This window comes from Aeromonas sp. ASNIH5 (assembly GCF_002902865.1).
GTDB classification, from domain to species: Bacteria; Pseudomonadota; Gammaproteobacteria; order Enterobacterales; family Aeromonadaceae; genus Aeromonas; species Aeromonas caviae.
On record NZ_CP026122.1, the window covers coordinates 2,010,402 to 2,025,890 of the forward strand.

The following is a 15,489-nucleotide window of genomic DNA, read 5'->3' on the forward strand; positions in this document are numbered from 1 at the left end:
GTCTTCTTTACCGCATAGCGATATGCTGATGTCACCCGTTCGCCTCGCCTGGCAAGTACAAGTAGTTCGTCGCGGTTTTCTGGCCGTGTCCGCCCGCTTCGCTGGCCCTTTTGCCCCAAACAAGCGCAATCATGCCTGCGTTACCACCAAAGTTCGCCCCCGCCAGTTGCTGTTCCTAAAGGGCATCAAGCTCAACGCCATCGCCGACCGGCCAGCGTATTTCGCATCGCTGCGTGCCCGTCGGGGCCAGCCCATCGTCATCCTCGCAGAGCTGGGACCGGACGAGGCATTCGCCCTGTGGAAGCAGCATGTACTGGGCGACAGGCCTCGCTGACCCAGTTTCGCCTCATCCTCCTGACAGCCCCGCACTTATTGCGGGGCTTTCTTTTTTCCGCGTTCGCCAATCGGGGCTGTTGCAAATGCCGATTTCCGGCTGACGCGGCTCGCCTCGCGCATGAAGCTGCCCGCATGTGTCGCTGATTCGTCAGCACCATGCCAGCAGCCAGAGTTTCCAGGCTGCCGCGGATTCTTTCCGCGCTACCCGCCAGTCCGCCATCGCATCGAGTCTGCGGACGCGCGTCACCCGTGACGCCGATGCTTTTTTCTCAACCGCGTGCGGGAGCTGCCATCCCGTGAGGGACGAGGCCCCGCTTTTTCCAAGGAGCCCGTCCATGTCCCAGCAAGCCTCTTTCGGCCAGTTGGCCTTGATCCATTGCGGCAAGTTCCTGCCGCTCGAAATCCTGCATAGCGCCGCCGGCCACTACATCGGCACGCGCGATACAGAAGGTCCCGTTTCGCGGGAATCCTGCCAGTACTTCCGCAGCTATGCCGCGGCTCAACGTGCCCTCGAAAGAGGCGGCTGGTCCCAGCTCGCCACACCCTGATCCAACTGGAGGAACCACGTCATGAACCAGCTTTTGCCCCAGGAAGTCGTCGATCAGATCATGCGGGAAGAGCAGCATTTCGCCGCCGCGCCCCAAGCCTTCTTCGAGGTCTGGAAGCGCGGCGTCGAGATCGCAGGCCCGCAATGGTTTGGCGACGGCACGCGCGAAGGCCTGAACCAGGCAAAGAGCAAGTGGGATCTGCGTCCCGACATGCTGCGTGCCAACGACGCACTCGGCGTCCTGAGCAGCGGGGAACGCATGTTCCTGTCCGCCATGTTCAGCTTCTACAACGCGCGCGAGGGCGGTGCCATGCTCAAGCGCTGCCACTTCCAAGGACTGTCGGACTTCGATGGTCTCGATCTGCAACGCCGCAAGGTCATCGCCGATCTGTTGGTGAACTACAGCGGTTGGTGAGCCGGTCTGCGGCATACCACCGTCTTTTTGTTCACTGCCCATGAGGGACATGCGTCCACGCGGCCATGTCCCTCGATTTTTCTTCCGTCAGCCTGCGCCGATTGGCCCAAAGCCCTCGATCAGTGCCGCCTGACGCTTTTTCCACTTTCAACCCACCGGGGTTCAATTCCCGGTGGCGGGAATTGGCTCCATTATTCAATCTGGAGAAATTCCATGACCCAGAATCCCAATCCCTTTGTACGCGGCTACTGGAATCTGAGAGTCGTCCGAACGCTGTGCATCTGCTACGGGGACGGAAGCCCGCATGTCTGGCGATCCATCCACACGAGCCAAGCGCATCTTTCCGACAACGACCTGATCTCATCGCCTTGCATCGTCACCAGCGACTTCGCGTTGATCAAAAGCGGCACTGACGCCATCAGCGACGAGCTGATTGCTGAATGTGATGCTGTTGAAGGCATCAACGGCGAAGGCGTGGTGGGCGCCGTGGTCTATGCCATCCATGGCGACGACCTCGACGGCCGCCCGGTCCATGTCGGTGATACCTATTCGGCCGAAGCCGCGCGAGACGTGGTGCAGCGGTTGAGTTTCGAGACCGGCTATTACAGCCGGTGCTGGGAAGTCAGCAGCGCGCACATCTGCCAGGAAACCGGCCAGTACCTCGCCAACCTGGCAGACCTCGCCACGCCGGAGGCTTTTCTGTTCATCGCCTTTCGGGTTCCGTACAGCCCGGCGATTGGCGTCAAGCTGATCTCCACGCCCTGGACAGACAAGAACCTGGAATATGCCGAGGGCATCAGTGCTGAGCAGCTTCGACAGGAGCACCGCGACAAGGGCATGCCTGACGACCTGGCGAACATCCTTGAACTGGCCGGCCAGGCAGATGTGCGCATCCTCATCCTCGATGCCGACGCACCCGCGCTACTGGGCTTGCCACTGGCCGAGACCTAGCAGACACGCGACGCGCAAGCCTTCCCCTTTATCCCCCATATGCCAGCCCGCCTCCCACCAGGAGCCGGGCTGGTTCAATTCCATAGGAGCAATCTCATGTTCCCCGATCTCATCTTGCCCACGCCCGACTTCGAGAATCAGCTTGGAGCCTGCGTCAACGCCATGAGCCAGGACGACGCCATCGGCCAGATCCTGGTGTTCGAGCGCATGAGCGGTACGCTGCACATGCGCCATATCGACAGCGCCGATCTGGTGGACACCGACATTGACGACTACGAAATGGTCGTATTCGACGGTGGCAACACAAGCGGCGACACGTGGAAGCACGTGTTCTTCCCGCGTCAGCGAGAACACTACTTCGTGTACGAAGCCTGACCCCCAAGCCCCTTTCGAGGGGCTTTTTCTCGCCCGCAGCGCTGGAAAGCGGGTGCGATGGGGTGCCGTTTCCTGCAAGCGGGCCGCTTACTCCCGGGCCATTCTTGCCCCATGTTCGTCGGCGTTGCCGACACATGCCCAGGCAGCCAAGACCTTCAAGGCTGCAAGCACGGGAAGCCGTGCTGGTCGATGTTTTCCACGGACGTACCGCGTCCATCCACACCACCCACAAGGGACCTCTCCCTTGCGGGCGGGGAATCCCTTGTTTCTTCCTCAAGGAGATTCCCATGGACCGTTCCCTCATCAAATCCATGATGCCTTCGCTAGTCGCAGGCCACGTGCCCCGCAACGTGCGGTCGTTCAAGTACCGCGTGTTCGACGATCAGCCGCAATCTTCGACATTGGGCTTCGCCGTCGACCCCCAGCCCTTCGACGGGAAGGTAGTCGCCATCACCGACGATGCCATCGTCGTCAAGCTCAAGCCGAGCGAGTTCGCTGTGCTCGATTCCAAGCTGGTGACCACCGTCCCCGACGAAGGCGCCAAGGTGCATGTCCAACCCTACGCACGGCGCCGTTTCGATGGGCTGCGGGCGGACACGCCGGAAGAGCGCACCGAGATGACGTCCGACGGCATTCCCTACACCGTCAAGACGCACATCCTCGGCTCCGCGCCGGCCAAGCTGCCCATTCCCGAGCCGCAGTGCATGGAGCTGGGTCAGCTCATCCAGCAGTTGGAGGAAATGCCGGCGCCCGATGGCTTCCGGCGCATCACCCACATGCTGGTCGATGCGGGTGCCCGGGATTTCACCTGGGTCGATCCGACGCCGTCCAAGATCATCGAGACGCCTCCGGCGATCAGCTTCACGGTCTCGACCGCGAAGTTCGAGGGCCGGGTGACGGTGCTGTACGACCGAGGCGGCGACACCTACGTGGTGGAGCTGCATCGCGACGGCGAATTGGTCGATCGGCATGACGAGGTGTATTTCGACATGCTCGGCGAAGTGCTGGAGCGACTCATCGACGACGGACGTTGGCGCCTGATCGATGTGAGCGTGATCGACGCCAAGGCTACCCGGCAGCGCCAGGCGGTGCCGGCATGACGCCGGAAACTGAATCCTGCCGGTTCTACGGCTGACCCGTGGGTCCCGCCACGAAGTTTCGCCCATGGGCCATGTGCCCACAGGCCCTCCATCCATGCGGATGGAGGGCCTTTTCTCTATTCCACATAGGAGATTTCAACCATGTCACTGCGATTCAAAGGCTCCGACCTGCGCCCCGTGCTGACCGAGGCCATCGCCAGCCAATGCCGCGTCATCCTGGTCAAGGACCAGGGCGTGTACTTTCTCGCCGAGCAGGGAGAGCGCCGCCCGGATGGGCGTGTGAAGCTGCTGGCCTATGCCGTCGGCTGCAACCCGGATACCGACCCGTTCGACGACTGGTGGGAACTGGCGCGCGCCGAACTGGGCGGCGACGACTTCGGGGAGTACTTCGACCCGAAGGACGGCGTATTCACGCGCATCCTGCACACCGAAGACGACCTGATGCTGTCGGCCACCGCCACACATCTGTCGCTGGAGGTGGTGCCTCCCGCATAGCGCGGCAACCGCCACTCGACTCTCGCAGCCCCCCACACCGGGGGCTTTCTTTTGCGCTGAGCCGGGCTGCGTGGACAAAGGGAAACGCGCGGATGCCAATTGATTGCTGTCGCGCGCGCGAGGCCCGGCCATGCTGACCCCATGCCTGCTGACGCTGTCAGCGACATGCCAGGCAACCATCGGTCTTCGAGGTTGCGGCGCAGTTTCCACTGCGTGACCGAGCCAGCTCGCACCGCATCCATCCGCGAGCGGCCACCAGTCCCTGGTGGCGGATGCTTTCGCCTTATCAACCCACCGCGGGGTTACGCACCTTTCCCCGCATGCGTGGGCTCGGTGTGTCTCCGCTTTTCCCTATGGAGATTCACCATGAACACCACTTCCAACGAGAAATCGTATTTCGACCTCCACACCTCGGGCATCGGCTACCTCCAGCGTGTCCGTGAGGTGCCCGTCAGGGGCGGCCGCCGTGCGCAGCCCTTCCTGGCCTGCACCATCGCCGCGCTGGTCGGCCCCGCCAGGGACCCGAGCTACCGCTACTTCGACGTCAAGGTCTCGGGTGCCGAGGCCAAGAAGCTCGTTCAGCGCTACATCGGCGTTGACGATTCCAAGCAGCGACCGCTGGTGCGCTTTCGCCTCGGCGACCTCTGGGGCGATGCCTACATCCGCGACAAGGGCGAACAGAAAGGCCAGGCCGCCGCATCCCTCAAGGCGCGACTGCTCAAGGCCGAGCTGATCGAGCGGGCCGAACTGGCTTCGATCGAGCAGCACGAGTTGATCACCCGTGGCATCGGCTACCTCAACCGTCCGAAGGACGTCACCCCCAAGGATGGTGACCCGTTCCTGTCGTGCTCCATCGCCGCGCTGGCCGGACCTGTCGATGAACCGGAATATCGGTACTTCGACACGATCGTCGCCACCCCTGAAGCCGAGCATCTGGTTCGCCGATGCGTGCAGGCCATCGAAGGGGATCGCAAGGTGCTGATCGCCTTTCGTCTGAACGACATGAAGATCGATCCGTACATCCGCACCAAGGGCGAGCACGCTGGGGAACCGGCCGCAAGCCTGGAATCGACGCTGGTCCACATCGGTCTGATCAAGATCGACGGCACCCAGGTCTATCCGACGAGCCAGGCGCATGCCGAGGCAGCGCCAGCGGAGGACGCACCCGCGTCCGAAGCCGCCAACGCCATCGACACTGCCGCCGACGCCGTTTCCTACCAATCTGCCGAGCCCGCCGAGCGCGAGCCCGAATGTGCAGTCGAGGAGCAGGAGCCGGCATTGGCTGCTTCGTTCTGATCCGGCACGGCCCCTCACGGGGCCTTGCCTTTTTCCTATTCGTCCAAGGAGAACCATCATGGCAGCCACATCGGCACCTACGAGATCAGCCCTACCCATCGTCGTCCCGGGCCAGCTCACGTTGCGGACCATCCGGGGCAAGAACGGCCCGTTCACGGTTGGGCGCCTTTCTACCCCCATCGGCGAGTTCGCGGTTAAAGACGCGGAGTTGGAGCAGTACCCCGAAGGAAAGTACGACGGGGATTTCGTCATTCGCTACATCTTCGCGAAGTCCTATCCGGTCGCGGGCGGCGCGCGGTTTGAAGTGCGCGCAAACCTCGACGGCATGACGCTCAACGGCATCGACAAACTGAGTCGTGATGAGGCCCGCAGCTTCGCCACCCAGGAAGTCGATCCACTCGATGAAGAGCTGGGGACGCAGCCTGCGGAAACGCCGGCCAAGCCCGCCAAGGCCTCCAGACCCGCCAAGCCCGCACCCGTGCAGGCCTCGGCGGACCCGCTGGTCGATACCACGCCCTTCGGTGTGGATGCACCGACGCCCGCTGCGGCGGCTGCCCCTGGCAGCACCGAAGAGGGCGACGTTGCTTTGTTCGGCTTGCTCTGGCCGCTGGGCGATTCCGTGAAATTGGATTCGACCATCGACCGCCGCGCCCTGCGCGCGCAGATCGCCCGCCTGGGCGATCTGGGCTACGCGCTGGACTTCAAAACGCAGGAGTGGAGCCGCCAGGCCGAACTGCAACCTGCGTGATCGCAGACACCGCATGCGCGGTGTTCTTCATCCACCCGCCGGGGCTCTTTCCCTATGCGGGGAGGCCCCCGGCTTTCTTCTGGAGGTCTCCATCATGTCCACCATCGATTGCGATACACCCCGTTCTTCGCTGGGTGAACCCGCGTGGCGAGCTGTTTGCAAGACAGCCGCCGAGCACGCCCAGCGTGGTTGTGGCCTGTCCTGGGACCACTGGGTCACGCTTTTCAGTTCGGAGATCGACGCGCAAGCCAGTCGATTGCCGGAAGAGCAACGCGCACAGGCGCTGCAGATCGCACAGGAATGGGGCTACGCCACACCGGCCGAAAGGCAGGAAACCCAGGACTGGAACGCCGAAAACGGCTACTGCTCGCACGGAATCGAACTGGGTTATTGCCCGTCCGGTTGCGATTCGGACTATTGAGGTCCGGCACACGTCATCGCCGCTTGCGCGGCTTTTCTCCACCCCTTGGGGCAGCACCTGCCTCAGGGGCGGTGCTGTTTCCGATTCACCGAGGACATCACCATGAGTCGGCACTACTTCGACACCGTTCACAAGGGCTTTCCCATCACCGTCGTACTGGGCTGGGACCGGCCGGCAAATTACTTCTTCCTATTCATCGAAAAGCCGGCCGAGCTGATCGACGATACCGCGAAGGTCGAGAGCGACGACTTCTTGTACAGCAACCTGCACGAGAGCGACCCGTTCAACCACTACCTGGACTACTACTGAGTGGTCCTGCGCCATTTCCACATCGACGTGCCCGAAAGCATGTTCACCGAAGTCCAACAGGACTGCGAGGGCAACGTTGGCAACCGTGTAGTCAAGCATCAGGCCGACGGCTCGTTCACCGAACAGACGTTCTGAACGCCCAAGCGGATCGAACACCTTATCCGCATTCCTTCATCCCTAACGGGGCATTCGCTGCCCCTGCGGGCGGTGCTGCCCCTCATTTCATCGAGGACACCACCATGCACGCACACACTTCATCCACCACGCTGTTCCACATCGACGAATGCCCGGACGTTATGGCCGACGCTTGCGTCGGCGATGACCAGGGCAACCTGATCTTCCTGTCCATCTGGGCGCGCGACACCGCCGTCCAGCAGTTCCTTGCACGCCTGACCCTCGGGCGCGACGAGCAGGGACTGGACCAGTTCCACGTCATCACCGACCAGGGCGGCAGCGTCCCGGTATTCATCGGCAACGTCGATCGCCTGGAAAAGCGCATCACGCGCGCCTACCGGCGAACGCTGTTCGGTTCGCTGTCCAACGTGTGGCTGTTCGACCGGCGCTGCGTCAAGCCCGACAAGGCCAACGCCAGCGCATTGGCACTGCTGCCACGTGACAGCGCCCACCGGCTTGACCGCCTGTGGATGCTGGTGCGGGACACCTGCCCGTTGCCGCTGCTCGACCACTGGCGCGAGACCGTGCTGGAACTGCTGCAAAGCCGCGAGATGCTGGCCCGCCTTCCGTCCGCCCTCGGGCCGCTGGAAGGCCATCGGCTCGCCATCGACGTGCCGGCGCTGAGCTTGGCGCTGGGCTCCCTGATCCGCAGTGACGCGCTCACCGCCTATCCCTATCCGGCCAAGATTTGGACGCCGGAAGCGGTGGCGGCTTGACCCACCCTCGGAGGCACGCCTTGGCGTGCTTCCGTCATTCATCCCCGCCAACCAGGAGACTTCCATGGCTCTCATGTTCCCGCGGCTCGCCCGCAATTTCGCCAAAAATGGGTACTACCCGACCGACGAACCCACGCTCGAAAGAGCCCTCAACGCACTGATGCCCAGCGACGGGCCGATGTGCATCCTCGATCCCTGCGCCGGTGAAGGCGTGGCAATCGCCGAAGCCTCTCATGCCCTCGGGCGCGAACAGGCCAAGGCGTTCGCCGTCGAATTCGACGCCGAGCGGGCGCGCCATGCCCGCGGCCTGGTCGATCACTGCCTGCACGCGGACCTGATGGACACGATGATCTCCAAGCAGTCCTTCGGACTACTGTGGCTGAATCCACCGTATGGCGACCTGTCCAAGGACGTCAACGGCAACATCGGCTATCAGGGCCAGGGCCGTGCCCGCCTCGAAAAGCTGTTCTATCAGCGTTCGCTGTCGCTGTTGCAATACAGCGGCGTGCTGGTCTTCATCGTCCCCGGCTACGTGCTCGACGCGGAGCTGGTCGGCTGGTTGACGCGCCACTACACCGATCTGCGTATCTACCGAGCGGTGGAAACGCAGTTCAAGCAGGTGGTGATCTTCGGCCGCCGGGTCCGTCAGCGGGAGCTGGCACCCGATGGCGTCAAGGCCGTGCGCAATCTGCTGCTGCAGGTTGGGCTTGGCGAAGTCGAAGCCGAGGAACTGCCGAGCGAATGGCCGTTCCTGCCGTACATCGTCCCCGCCAGTCCGGCCGAGCCGGAGCATTTCTTCCGCGTGACGATGGAGCCCGAACAGTTCGCCGACGAGGTTGGCCGGCTGCAAGGCCTTTGGCCGTCGCTGGACACGCACTTGGGGACCGCGCAGCAGTCGCTGCGTCCACCGGCGCGGGCCTTGTCCCACTGGCATCTCGCCCTGGCTCTGGCCGCGGGCGCGATCTCCGGCGTCGTGCGCTCCCAGACGGGGCGCGTGCTCGTCGTCAAAGGTGACACCCACAAGGACAAGACGCTCCAGCGGGAATTCACCGAACGCGAAGACGGCTCCATCGCCGAGACACGCATCCTCACCGACAAGTTTGTGCCCGTTATCCGCGCGTGGGACATGACGCCTGGCTCCCCGACAAGGGGCGAGGTGCTGACCATTCGCTGATCCACCGGACGCGCTGCCGTCCTGCTGTACCACATCGAAGGAGAAACACCATGTTCCCCAATCCGTTCAAGCGGCCTGCGCCGCGCAAGCAACCCTTGTTCGCACCGAGTACGTTGAAGTTGAGCGAGAAGGTGCATTGGCTGGCTCGGCGAGGCCTGATCGACCCCTTGGCCTATGTCCAGCGCCATGTGCGCGGGGACTGGGGCGAGATCGATGAGGCCACCCGCCAAGCCAACGACGTCGCAATCCAACAGGACAACCTGATGATCTCCCAGTACCGGATCACGCCGGAACTGGTGTTGCTCGTGAAGACCAGCGAAGACCACCAGACCACGGTGGTCCAGCTTCCCGAAGAGCGCGACCTGATCTGAAGGCGCCGCCTCGTCATCCCATCCACTTGACGGAGCCACTTCACTCCGCCAGGGGTGTCGTGGCTCAATAGCCTTTCAAGGAGGAGCCCATGGCATCGCATCGCATCGAAACCTACTGCCAGAGGCTGGCGTTCCCCATCGGGGCGCTCATCTTCAGCCGAGGCATTGATCGCCTTGTCCGCGCGGGTCGCCTGGACCCGATTCCGTACTTCAGGCGCCACACCCGTGGCGACTGGGGTGACGTCAACGTCTGCCAATGGCACGCCAACGGCGTTGCACTTCAATCGGGCGCGTCGCTGGAATCGCACTATGTGATCCACCCGGGACTCGCCATTCGCATCATCACCGATGCGGGGCGCAGCGTCACTGCCATCGTGCTGCCGTCCGAAGACTGAGCACGGTTCACCCGCAGGCCACTCAGGCCAGCATCTTCAACCACCTTCGGCCGCGCGCCGATTTCCTTCCCACCACGGGGCATGCCATTGCCCCGCTGGGGGTGGTGCATGCCCCATTTTTCATTGGAGCATCACAATGTCCTTCGATCTCGAAACCACTGCCGCTGACGCCGCGCCCGTACAGGGCGAACTGCTCGACGCGGAATCATCCCCTCTGACCCTGAGCCTTCAGGATTTCGTCGGCGAGTTCGGCGACGAACTGCTCGACGCCCTCAACAGCGCCAACCCGCCTGTCTATACCGGCCAACCGCAGGCGCACCGGCAGCTCATCGTCGCCAGCCTCAAACGCAAGCTGTTCCCGGCCCAGGCCGAAGTCGTCCACGCCGCCGCCGAGCTGCTGATCGACCGTGGCGAACGCGCCGCGATCGTCAATGGCGAGATGGGCTGTGGTAAGACGACCGTTGGCATCGCCGCGGCCGCCGTGCTCAACGCCGAAGGCTACCGCCGCACTCTGGTCCTGTCGCCACCGCACTTGGTTTACAAGTGGCGGCGGGAGATCCAGGAGACGGTGGCCGGCGCCAAGGTATGGGTGCTCAATGGGCCGGATACGCTCGTCAAGCTCCTCAAGCTGCGTGAGCAGTTGGGCGTGCAGCCCACGGGCCAGGAGTTCTTCGTCCTGGGGCGCGTCAGGATGCGGATGGGTTTCCACTGGAAGCCCGTCTTCACCCAGCGGCGCACCCGCCACGGCGACGTGGCGGCCTGCCCGGACTGCGGCACGGTCATCACCGACCTCGACGGCGAGCCGGTCAACCCGGTCGCGCTCGAAGCCGAGGAGTACCGCAGGAAGTGCAGCCATTGCGCTGCGCCCCTGTGGACGCTGATCCGCCCGCGCAGCCTGTCCGGCAGCGACCAGTCCTCGGCCGTCCTCAAAGCCCTGAAGCGCATCCCGACCATCGGGGAAGTCACTGCGCAGAAGCTGATGCAGAAGTTCGGTGACGGCTTCCTGGCCTCGATGCTGGGCGACAACATCCACGAGTTCATCAACCTCATGGATGGCAACGGCGAGCTGGTGTTTTCCGACCGTCAAGCCACGCGCATGGAACGTGCGATGGCCAACATGGAGTTCGGCTTTGGCGAGGGCGGTTATCAACCCTCGGAGTTCATCAAGAGGTACTTGCCGCAAGGTACGTTCGACCTGCTCATCGCTGATGAAGCGCATGAGTACAAGAACGGGGGCAGTGCCCAGGGCCAGGCCATGGGCGTGCTGGCGGCGAAGGCTCGCAAGACCTTGCTGCTGACTGGCACGCTGATGGGCGGCTACGGTGATGATCTTTTTCACCTGCTGTTCCGAGCCCTTCCGGGGCGGATGATCGAAGACGGCTACCGCCCGACCACGAGCGGCAGCATGACCTCGGCTGCGATGGCGTTCATGCGCGATCACGGGGTGTTGAAGGACATCTACTCCGAGAGCACCGGCACGGCGCACAAGACGGCCAAGGGCACCAAGGTATCGGTGCGCACGGTCAAGGCCCCGGGCTTCGGCCCCAAGGGCGTCTTGCGCTGCATCCTGCCATTCACGATCTTCCTCAAGCTCAAGGACATCGGCGGCAACGTCCTGCCGCCGTATGACGAGGAGTTCCGTGAAGTCGCGATGGACACGGCGCAAGCCGCGGCCTACCGCGATCTGGCGGGTCGGCTGACCGCCGAGCTGAAACAGGCTCTGGCGCGACGCGATACGACCTTGCTGGGTGTGGTCCTCAACGTGCTGCTGGCCTGGCCGGATTGCTGCTTCCGGTCGGAGACCGTGGTGCATCCGCGCACGCGCAACACCTTGGCGTTTGTCCCGGCTCAGTTCAACGAGTTCGAGATCAGCCCCAAGGAGCGTGAGCTGATCGACATCTGCAAAGAGGAGAAGGCGCAGGGCCGCAAGGTCCTGGCCTACACGGTCTATACCGGCACGCGCGACACCACGTCGCGCCTGAAGGTGTTGCTGGAGCAGGAAGGCTTCAAGGTGGCGGTGCTGCGCGCGAGCGTGGATGCCAGCCGCCGCGAAGACTGGATCGCCGAGCAACTGGACCGTGGCATCGACGTGCTCATCACCAACCCCGAGTTGGTCAAGACGGGGCTGGACCTGTTGGAGTTCCCGACGATCGTGTTCATGCAGTCGGGCTACAACGTGTACTCGCTCCAGCAGGCGGCACGCCGCTCCTGGCGCATCGGGCAGAAGCAGCCCGTGCGTGTGATCTACCTCGGCTACGCCGGTTCCTCGCAGATGACCTGCCTGGAGCTGATGGCCAAGAAGATCATGGTCTCGCAGTCCACCTCGGGCGACGTGCCCGAATCCGGGCTCGATGTCCTGAACCAGGACGGTGATTCCGTCGAGGTCGCACTGGCCCGGCAGCTTGTCGCCGCATGACACGTTCCACTTACGGCCCTTCGGGGCCGTTTTTTTTGCCGCTCCCGGTAAATCGGACGCTGCCTGGTTCGCATTGTTTGCTGCCGCTCGCGGCCTGAGCGGCGATGGTGAGGGCTGGATGTTTCAGGACGCCGAGCTATGTGCCCCTCTCCACCGTGGTTTCACTATCCCGAACGCCGCCTTCTGGCGGGATTTCTCGGCCTGCTGTGGTCGGTGCTGGCCGGTGGCTGCGCGACGACGACTGCGCCGGTCGCGCCCGACACCATCGCGGAAGTCTTGGCCGCGCCTGAACCCGAGGCTTCCGAGTACATCCCGGTCGTGCGCTACGCCCGCTACACACTGGTCGAACTGGCACCCATGGCGGCGCAGCGCGACCTGTTGTTGCAGACCATCGACGTGTCCATGCCCGAGGATGCCCGCGCCACGGTCGGGGATGGGCTTCGGCACGTGCTCAAACGCAGCGGCTATGGCCTGTGCCAGACCGCGCATGCCGTGATCGAGCTGTACGCGCTGCCGTTGCCGGCGGTACACCTGCACCTCGGCCCCATGACCTTGCGCGATGCGCTGCTCACGCTGGCTGGCCCGGCCTGGGAACTGCACGCGGATGACCGCGCACGGCAAATCTGCTTCGAGCGGCCCGGCGATCGCGCGGTCGCCGAGTCCCCATCCGAGCCACCCGCCACCGAGGCGGTGCAGACGTTCCCGCTGGCACCCATGGTTTCGGGAGGCCAGCCATGAACGCCCCGCAACCTGCCCAGCGATCGACCGCCGCCGTGGTGGTGCAGAGCCTGATGTGGCTCTGGTTGATCTTCCTCAGCGTCTTGGCGGCCCTGGGCTACCAGGCCCTCAGCGACCAGGCCGACCAGGAGCGGCTGGATTCCCGCCTGCAACGCCTGGAAGCGCAGGCAACTGGCTTGGCCGAGACGATCGAGGCCATCCAGCAGCGCCCGGCCGTCGCGACGGACGCTGACCTCAAAGACACCCGCCAGATTCTGGAAGCACGCGCGGCCCAGGTCGAGAAATCTCTCAGTGGCTACGCAGCGGCCGACGACCTCCAGGCGCTGCGCGCGGAGGTCGAGCAGATCAAGGCGCGCCAAGCCGCCGCGCGTGCCACCGCACCCGCCCAGCGGCGCGCATCGCGCACGTCCGCCGCCTCCAAGACCGAGCTGCCGCCGCTGCCATTCCGCGTCGTCGGCGCCGAACTGCGCGCCGGCCAGCGCAGCGTGTCCGTCGCGCCGAGCATCGGGGACTTCACGCCCGCCCAACTTCAGGTGCTGCTGCCCGGGGATGCGGTCGGCCCGTGGCGCCTGCAGGCGATCGAGGGCAACACCGCAGTGTTCCAGGCCGGCAACCAGACCCGCCGCGTGGCGATTCCCTGACCGGAGCACCCCATGAAGCCGTCGATCCTCCTTTTCGCGGTCCTGGTGGCGTCGTCGCAATGGCCCGCCTGGGCGCAGCAGCCCGCAACGACCTCGGCGCGCAACGCACAGAGCCAGGAGCGCCCGCTGGCCGCCCGCGTGCTGGACGACCGGGTGGCAACCGAATGGGGCTTGCAGCCACAAGAATGGGCACGCTACCGCGAGCTGATGGATGGGCCGCTGGGTATCTACTCGCCCAACCTGGACCCGCTGTCCGCCCTGGGCATCGAAGCTCGCACGGACGAAGAACGGCGCCGCTATGCGGAACTGCAGGTGCAGGTGGAAGCGCGCCGCGTCGAGAAGCTGCTCGCCTACCAGCGCGCCTACGACGAGGCCTGGCAGCGCCTGAATCCGGGGATGCAGCGCGTGAACCTGCCCGACGACAAGCCGGGCGCCGGCCCATCCAGCAGTCCCTTGCGCGGCAGCGGCCGCATGGCGGTGTTCGTCAAGGACGGCTGCGCAGCCTGCGGACAGCTCGTGCAGCGCCTGCAATCCTCGGGCGCGGAGTTCGACCTGTACATGGTGGGCAGCCGCCAGGATGACGCGCGCATCCGCGACTGGGCCAAGCGCGCGCAGATCGACCCGGCGCGCGTGCGCGCCGGCAGCATCACGCTCAACCACGACGGCGGCCGCTGGCTGTCACTGGGCCTGCCCGGCGATCTGCCCGCCGCCGTGCGCGAAGTGAACGGCCAATGGCAGCGCCAGCCGTAGCCATGCCCCTGCGCGCACTGGTGCTCACTGCCGGCCTGTATGCCGTTGCCGCCCTGGCCCAGGAGGTTCCGCCACCGGCTTACCAGCTTGCCGCCCAGCGCGCAGGCATCCCCTCGACCGTGCTCTACGCCGTGGCCTTGCAGGAGAGCGGCATCCGGCGCAACGGGCGCCTGGTGCCGTGGCCGTGGTCCCTCAACGTCGCCGGCCAGTCGCGCCGCTTCGCCACGCGCGCCGACGCCTGCGCTGGCCTGCAGCAGGCGATGCGCGCCACGCCGCACACGCGCATTGATGCGGGCCTGGGCCAGATCAACCTCGGCTACCACAAGCACCGCTTTACCGGCGCGTGCGACCTGCTGGATCCGTATCGCAACCTGGCCGTTGCCGCCGAGATCCTGAAGGAGCAGCACACCCCCGGCGAGGACTGGCTGCTGGCGATCGGCCGCTACCACCGCCCCGCAGGCGGCGAGCCCGCCGCCCGCTATCGGCGCAGCGTGTCGCGCCACCTTGCCCGCGTGCAGGGCACGCGACCAGCCGCCGCGGTCCTCGCGGCGCGCCAGGAGACCTCCCCATGACGAAACCCCATCCCGCCCATCTCGCGTTCACGGGCCTACTCATGCTGCTGTCAGGCCTGCCGCTGGCCTCGCGTGCCGGCGAGCCACTGATCGTTGTCGAGGACCGTGGCGGCACGTCGGCATTGCCGTACTACGAAGCCCTGAATCTCCAGCCGCGCGCCAACGCACCGGCGCGGCCGTCCATCCCGACGCCCCAGGTTCCTGCCACACGGGCGGACGAAGCCGCGATGCTGCCGGTGCGCAGCGCCAAGCTCACGCCCGGCACCGTCGCGCGACGGGTGATCGAAGCGCCCGGCCTGCGGCCGTTCGTGGTCATCGGCGACGACGAGGCTTCCCGGGCCTGGTTGCAGCGCCGCGCCGCCGCTTTGCGCGAACGTGGCGCGGTCGGCCTGGTCGTCAACGTCGAGACCGCGCAGGGCCTGGCGCGGCTGCGCGCCCTGGTGCCGGGCGTGCCGCTCGCGCCCGTGGCCGGCGACGACCTGGCCGATCGCCTGGGCCTGCGGCACTACCCGGCGCTGATCACGGCCACCGGCATCGAGCAATGAAGCC

The 15,489-nt window shown here is 65.0% G+C and carries 21 protein-coding genes; all 21 read left to right on the top strand.

Annotated features, from left to right (window positions below; translation table 11 throughout):
• The first annotated feature begins 28 nt into the window (after positions 1 to 28).
• Positions 29 to 334, top strand: a complete 306-nt coding sequence (locus C2U30_RS09170; RefSeq protein ID WP_223656317.1) for a hypothetical protein — start codon at positions 29 to 31, stop codon at positions 332 to 334.
• A gap of 337 nt (positions 335 to 671) precedes the next feature.
• Entirely contained in the window at positions 672 to 884 is a 213-nt protein-coding gene (locus C2U30_RS09175) for a hypothetical protein (RefSeq protein WP_003116833.1), read from the top strand.
• Between the two features lie 21 nt (positions 885 to 905).
• Entirely contained in the window at positions 906 to 1,298 is a 393-nt protein-coding gene (locus C2U30_RS09180; protein ID WP_003098949.1) for a hypothetical protein, read from the top strand.
• Between the two features lie 213 nt (positions 1,299 to 1,511).
• Positions 1,512 to 2,249, top strand: a complete 738-nt coding sequence (locus C2U30_RS09185) for a DUF5983 family protein (RefSeq protein ID WP_003098947.1) — start codon at positions 1,512 to 1,514, stop codon at positions 2,247 to 2,249.
• A 96-nt stretch (positions 2,250 to 2,345) separates the two neighbouring features.
• Positions 2,346 to 2,624: a hypothetical protein gene (locus C2U30_RS09190; protein ID WP_003108989.1), complete on the top strand. Its 279-nt coding sequence runs from the start codon at positions 2,346 to 2,348 to the stop codon at positions 2,622 to 2,624.
• 287 nt (positions 2,625 to 2,911) lie between these two features.
• The gene (locus tag C2U30_RS09195; protein ID WP_006226009.1) at positions 2,912 to 3,724 is read left to right on the top strand and encodes a hypothetical protein; all 813 of its coding nucleotides are present in this window, start codon (positions 2,912 to 2,914) and stop codon (positions 3,722 to 3,724) included.
• 141 nt (positions 3,725 to 3,865) lie between these two features.
• Positions 3,866 to 4,219: a DUF3085 domain-containing protein gene (locus C2U30_RS09200; protein WP_006226010.1), complete on the top strand. Its 354-nt coding sequence runs from the start codon at positions 3,866 to 3,868 to the stop codon at positions 4,217 to 4,219.
• Between the two features lie 366 nt (positions 4,220 to 4,585).
• Positions 4,586 to 5,515 carry a DUF3577 domain-containing protein gene (locus C2U30_RS09210; RefSeq protein WP_006226011.1) on the top strand — a complete coding sequence of 310 codons (930 nt, stop codon included), beginning with the start codon at positions 4,586 to 4,588 and terminating at the stop codon, positions 5,513 to 5,515.
• Between the two features lie 58 nt (positions 5,516 to 5,573).
• Complete coding sequence (locus C2U30_RS09215) at positions 5,574 to 6,263, top strand: DUF3275 family protein (protein WP_006226012.1); 690 nt, start codon at positions 5,574 to 5,576, stop codon at positions 6,261 to 6,263.
• 94 nt (positions 6,264 to 6,357) lie between these two features.
• On the top strand, positions 6,358 to 6,684 hold the full coding sequence (locus tag C2U30_RS09220; protein ID WP_006226013.1) for a hypothetical protein: 327 nt from the start codon (positions 6,358 to 6,360) through the stop codon (positions 6,682 to 6,684).
• A gap of 102 nt (positions 6,685 to 6,786) precedes the next feature.
• The gene (locus C2U30_RS22915) at positions 6,787 to 6,993 is read left to right on the top strand and encodes a hypothetical protein (protein ID WP_233721093.1); all 207 of its coding nucleotides are present in this window, start codon (positions 6,787 to 6,789) and stop codon (positions 6,991 to 6,993) included.
• A 239-nt stretch (positions 6,994 to 7,232) separates the two neighbouring features.
• A complete protein-coding gene (locus C2U30_RS09230) occupies positions 7,233 to 7,883 on the top strand; it encodes a hypothetical protein (protein WP_008266552.1) in 651 nt (216 codons plus the stop codon).
• Between the two features lie 64 nt (positions 7,884 to 7,947).
• Entirely contained in the window at positions 7,948 to 9,057 is a 1,110-nt protein-coding gene (locus C2U30_RS09235; RefSeq protein ID WP_003124464.1) for a DUF6094 domain-containing protein, read from the top strand.
• 50 nt (positions 9,058 to 9,107) lie between these two features.
• Positions 9,108 to 9,428: a hypothetical protein gene (locus tag C2U30_RS09240; protein ID WP_003098896.1), complete on the top strand. Its 321-nt coding sequence runs from the start codon at positions 9,108 to 9,110 to the stop codon at positions 9,426 to 9,428.
• 89 nt (positions 9,429 to 9,517) lie between these two features.
• The gene (locus C2U30_RS09245; protein ID WP_003098895.1) at positions 9,518 to 9,823 is read left to right on the top strand and encodes a hypothetical protein; all 306 of its coding nucleotides are present in this window, start codon (positions 9,518 to 9,520) and stop codon (positions 9,821 to 9,823) included.
• A gap of 136 nt (positions 9,824 to 9,959) precedes the next feature.
• Positions 9,960 to 12,239, top strand: coding sequence for a helicase-related protein (locus C2U30_RS09250; RefSeq protein WP_003098893.1), 2,280 nt, complete (start codon positions 9,960 to 9,962; stop codon positions 12,237 to 12,239).
• Positions 12,240 to 12,377: 138 nt separating this feature from the next.
• Positions 12,378 to 12,977, top strand: coding sequence for a PFGI-1 class ICE element type IV pilus protein PilL2 (gene pilL2 / locus C2U30_RS09255; RefSeq protein WP_003098890.1), 600 nt, complete (start codon positions 12,378 to 12,380; stop codon positions 12,975 to 12,977).
• On the top strand, positions 12,974 to 13,618 hold the full coding sequence (locus C2U30_RS09260) for a hypothetical protein (protein WP_003098888.1): 645 nt from the start codon (positions 12,974 to 12,976) through the stop codon (positions 13,616 to 13,618). The genes pilL2 and C2U30_RS09260 overlap by 4 nt, the downstream gene beginning before the upstream one ends.
• 12 nt (positions 13,619 to 13,630) lie before the next feature.
• On the top strand, positions 13,631 to 14,368 hold the full coding sequence (locus tag C2U30_RS09265) for a TIGR03759 family integrating conjugative element protein (protein WP_003098886.1): 738 nt from the start codon (positions 13,631 to 13,633) through the stop codon (positions 14,366 to 14,368).
• A 2-nt stretch (positions 14,369 to 14,370) separates the two neighbouring features.
• Entirely contained in the window at positions 14,371 to 14,940 is a 570-nt protein-coding gene (locus C2U30_RS09270; RefSeq protein WP_003050289.1) for a transglycosylase SLT domain-containing protein, read from the top strand.
• Entirely contained in the window at positions 14,937 to 15,485 is a 549-nt protein-coding gene (locus C2U30_RS09275) for an integrating conjugative element protein (protein WP_003109779.1), read from the top strand. The genes C2U30_RS09270 and C2U30_RS09275 overlap by 4 nt, the downstream gene beginning before the upstream one ends.
• Positions 15,486 to 15,489 lie beyond the last annotated feature (4 nt).

What these genes read in the sequence shown, in the direction of transcription:
- C2U30_RS09170 (WP_223656317.1), top strand. Translation starts at nt 29, where the DNA reads ATGTCACCCGTTCGCCTCGCCTGGCAAGTACAAGTAGTTCGTCGCGGT.
- C2U30_RS09175 (WP_003116833.1), top strand. Translation starts at nt 672, where the DNA reads ATGTCCCAGCAAGCCTCTTTCGGCCAGTTGGCCTTGATCCATTGCGGC.
- C2U30_RS09180 (WP_003098949.1), top strand. Translation starts at nt 906, where the DNA reads ATGAACCAGCTTTTGCCCCAGGAAGTCGTCGATCAGATCATGCGGGAA.
- C2U30_RS09185 (WP_003098947.1), top strand. Translation starts at nt 1,512, where the DNA reads ATGACCCAGAATCCCAATCCCTTTGTACGCGGCTACTGGAATCTGAGA.
- C2U30_RS09190 (WP_003108989.1), top strand. Translation starts at nt 2,346, where the DNA reads ATGTTCCCCGATCTCATCTTGCCCACGCCCGACTTCGAGAATCAGCTT.
- C2U30_RS09195 (WP_006226009.1), top strand. Translation starts at nt 2,912, where the DNA reads ATGGACCGTTCCCTCATCAAATCCATGATGCCTTCGCTAGTCGCAGGC.
- C2U30_RS09200 (WP_006226010.1), top strand. Translation starts at nt 3,866, where the DNA reads ATGTCACTGCGATTCAAAGGCTCCGACCTGCGCCCCGTGCTGACCGAG.
- C2U30_RS09210 (WP_006226011.1), top strand. Translation starts at nt 4,586, where the DNA reads ATGAACACCACTTCCAACGAGAAATCGTATTTCGACCTCCACACCTCG.
- C2U30_RS09215 (WP_006226012.1), top strand. Translation starts at nt 5,574, where the DNA reads ATGGCAGCCACATCGGCACCTACGAGATCAGCCCTACCCATCGTCGTC.
- C2U30_RS09220 (WP_006226013.1), top strand. Translation starts at nt 6,358, where the DNA reads ATGTCCACCATCGATTGCGATACACCCCGTTCTTCGCTGGGTGAACCC.
- C2U30_RS22915 (WP_233721093.1), top strand. Translation starts at nt 6,787, where the DNA reads ATGAGTCGGCACTACTTCGACACCGTTCACAAGGGCTTTCCCATCACC.
- C2U30_RS09230 (WP_008266552.1), top strand. Translation starts at nt 7,233, where the DNA reads ATGCACGCACACACTTCATCCACCACGCTGTTCCACATCGACGAATGC.
- C2U30_RS09235 (WP_003124464.1), top strand. Translation starts at nt 7,948, where the DNA reads ATGGCTCTCATGTTCCCGCGGCTCGCCCGCAATTTCGCCAAAAATGGG.
- C2U30_RS09240 (WP_003098896.1), top strand. Translation starts at nt 9,108, where the DNA reads ATGTTCCCCAATCCGTTCAAGCGGCCTGCGCCGCGCAAGCAACCCTTG.
- C2U30_RS09245 (WP_003098895.1), top strand. Translation starts at nt 9,518, where the DNA reads ATGGCATCGCATCGCATCGAAACCTACTGCCAGAGGCTGGCGTTCCCC.
- C2U30_RS09250 (WP_003098893.1), top strand. Translation starts at nt 9,960, where the DNA reads ATGTCCTTCGATCTCGAAACCACTGCCGCTGACGCCGCGCCCGTACAG.
- pilL2 (WP_003098890.1), top strand. Translation starts at nt 12,378, where the DNA reads ATGTGCCCCTCTCCACCGTGGTTTCACTATCCCGAACGCCGCCTTCTG.
- C2U30_RS09260 (WP_003098888.1), top strand. Translation starts at nt 12,974, where the DNA reads ATGAACGCCCCGCAACCTGCCCAGCGATCGACCGCCGCCGTGGTGGTG.
- C2U30_RS09265 (WP_003098886.1), top strand. Translation starts at nt 13,631, where the DNA reads ATGAAGCCGTCGATCCTCCTTTTCGCGGTCCTGGTGGCGTCGTCGCAA.
- C2U30_RS09270 (WP_003050289.1), top strand. Translation starts at nt 14,371, where the DNA reads ATGCCCCTGCGCGCACTGGTGCTCACTGCCGGCCTGTATGCCGTTGCC.
- C2U30_RS09275 (WP_003109779.1), top strand. Translation starts at nt 14,937, where the DNA reads ATGACGAAACCCCATCCCGCCCATCTCGCGTTCACGGGCCTACTCATG.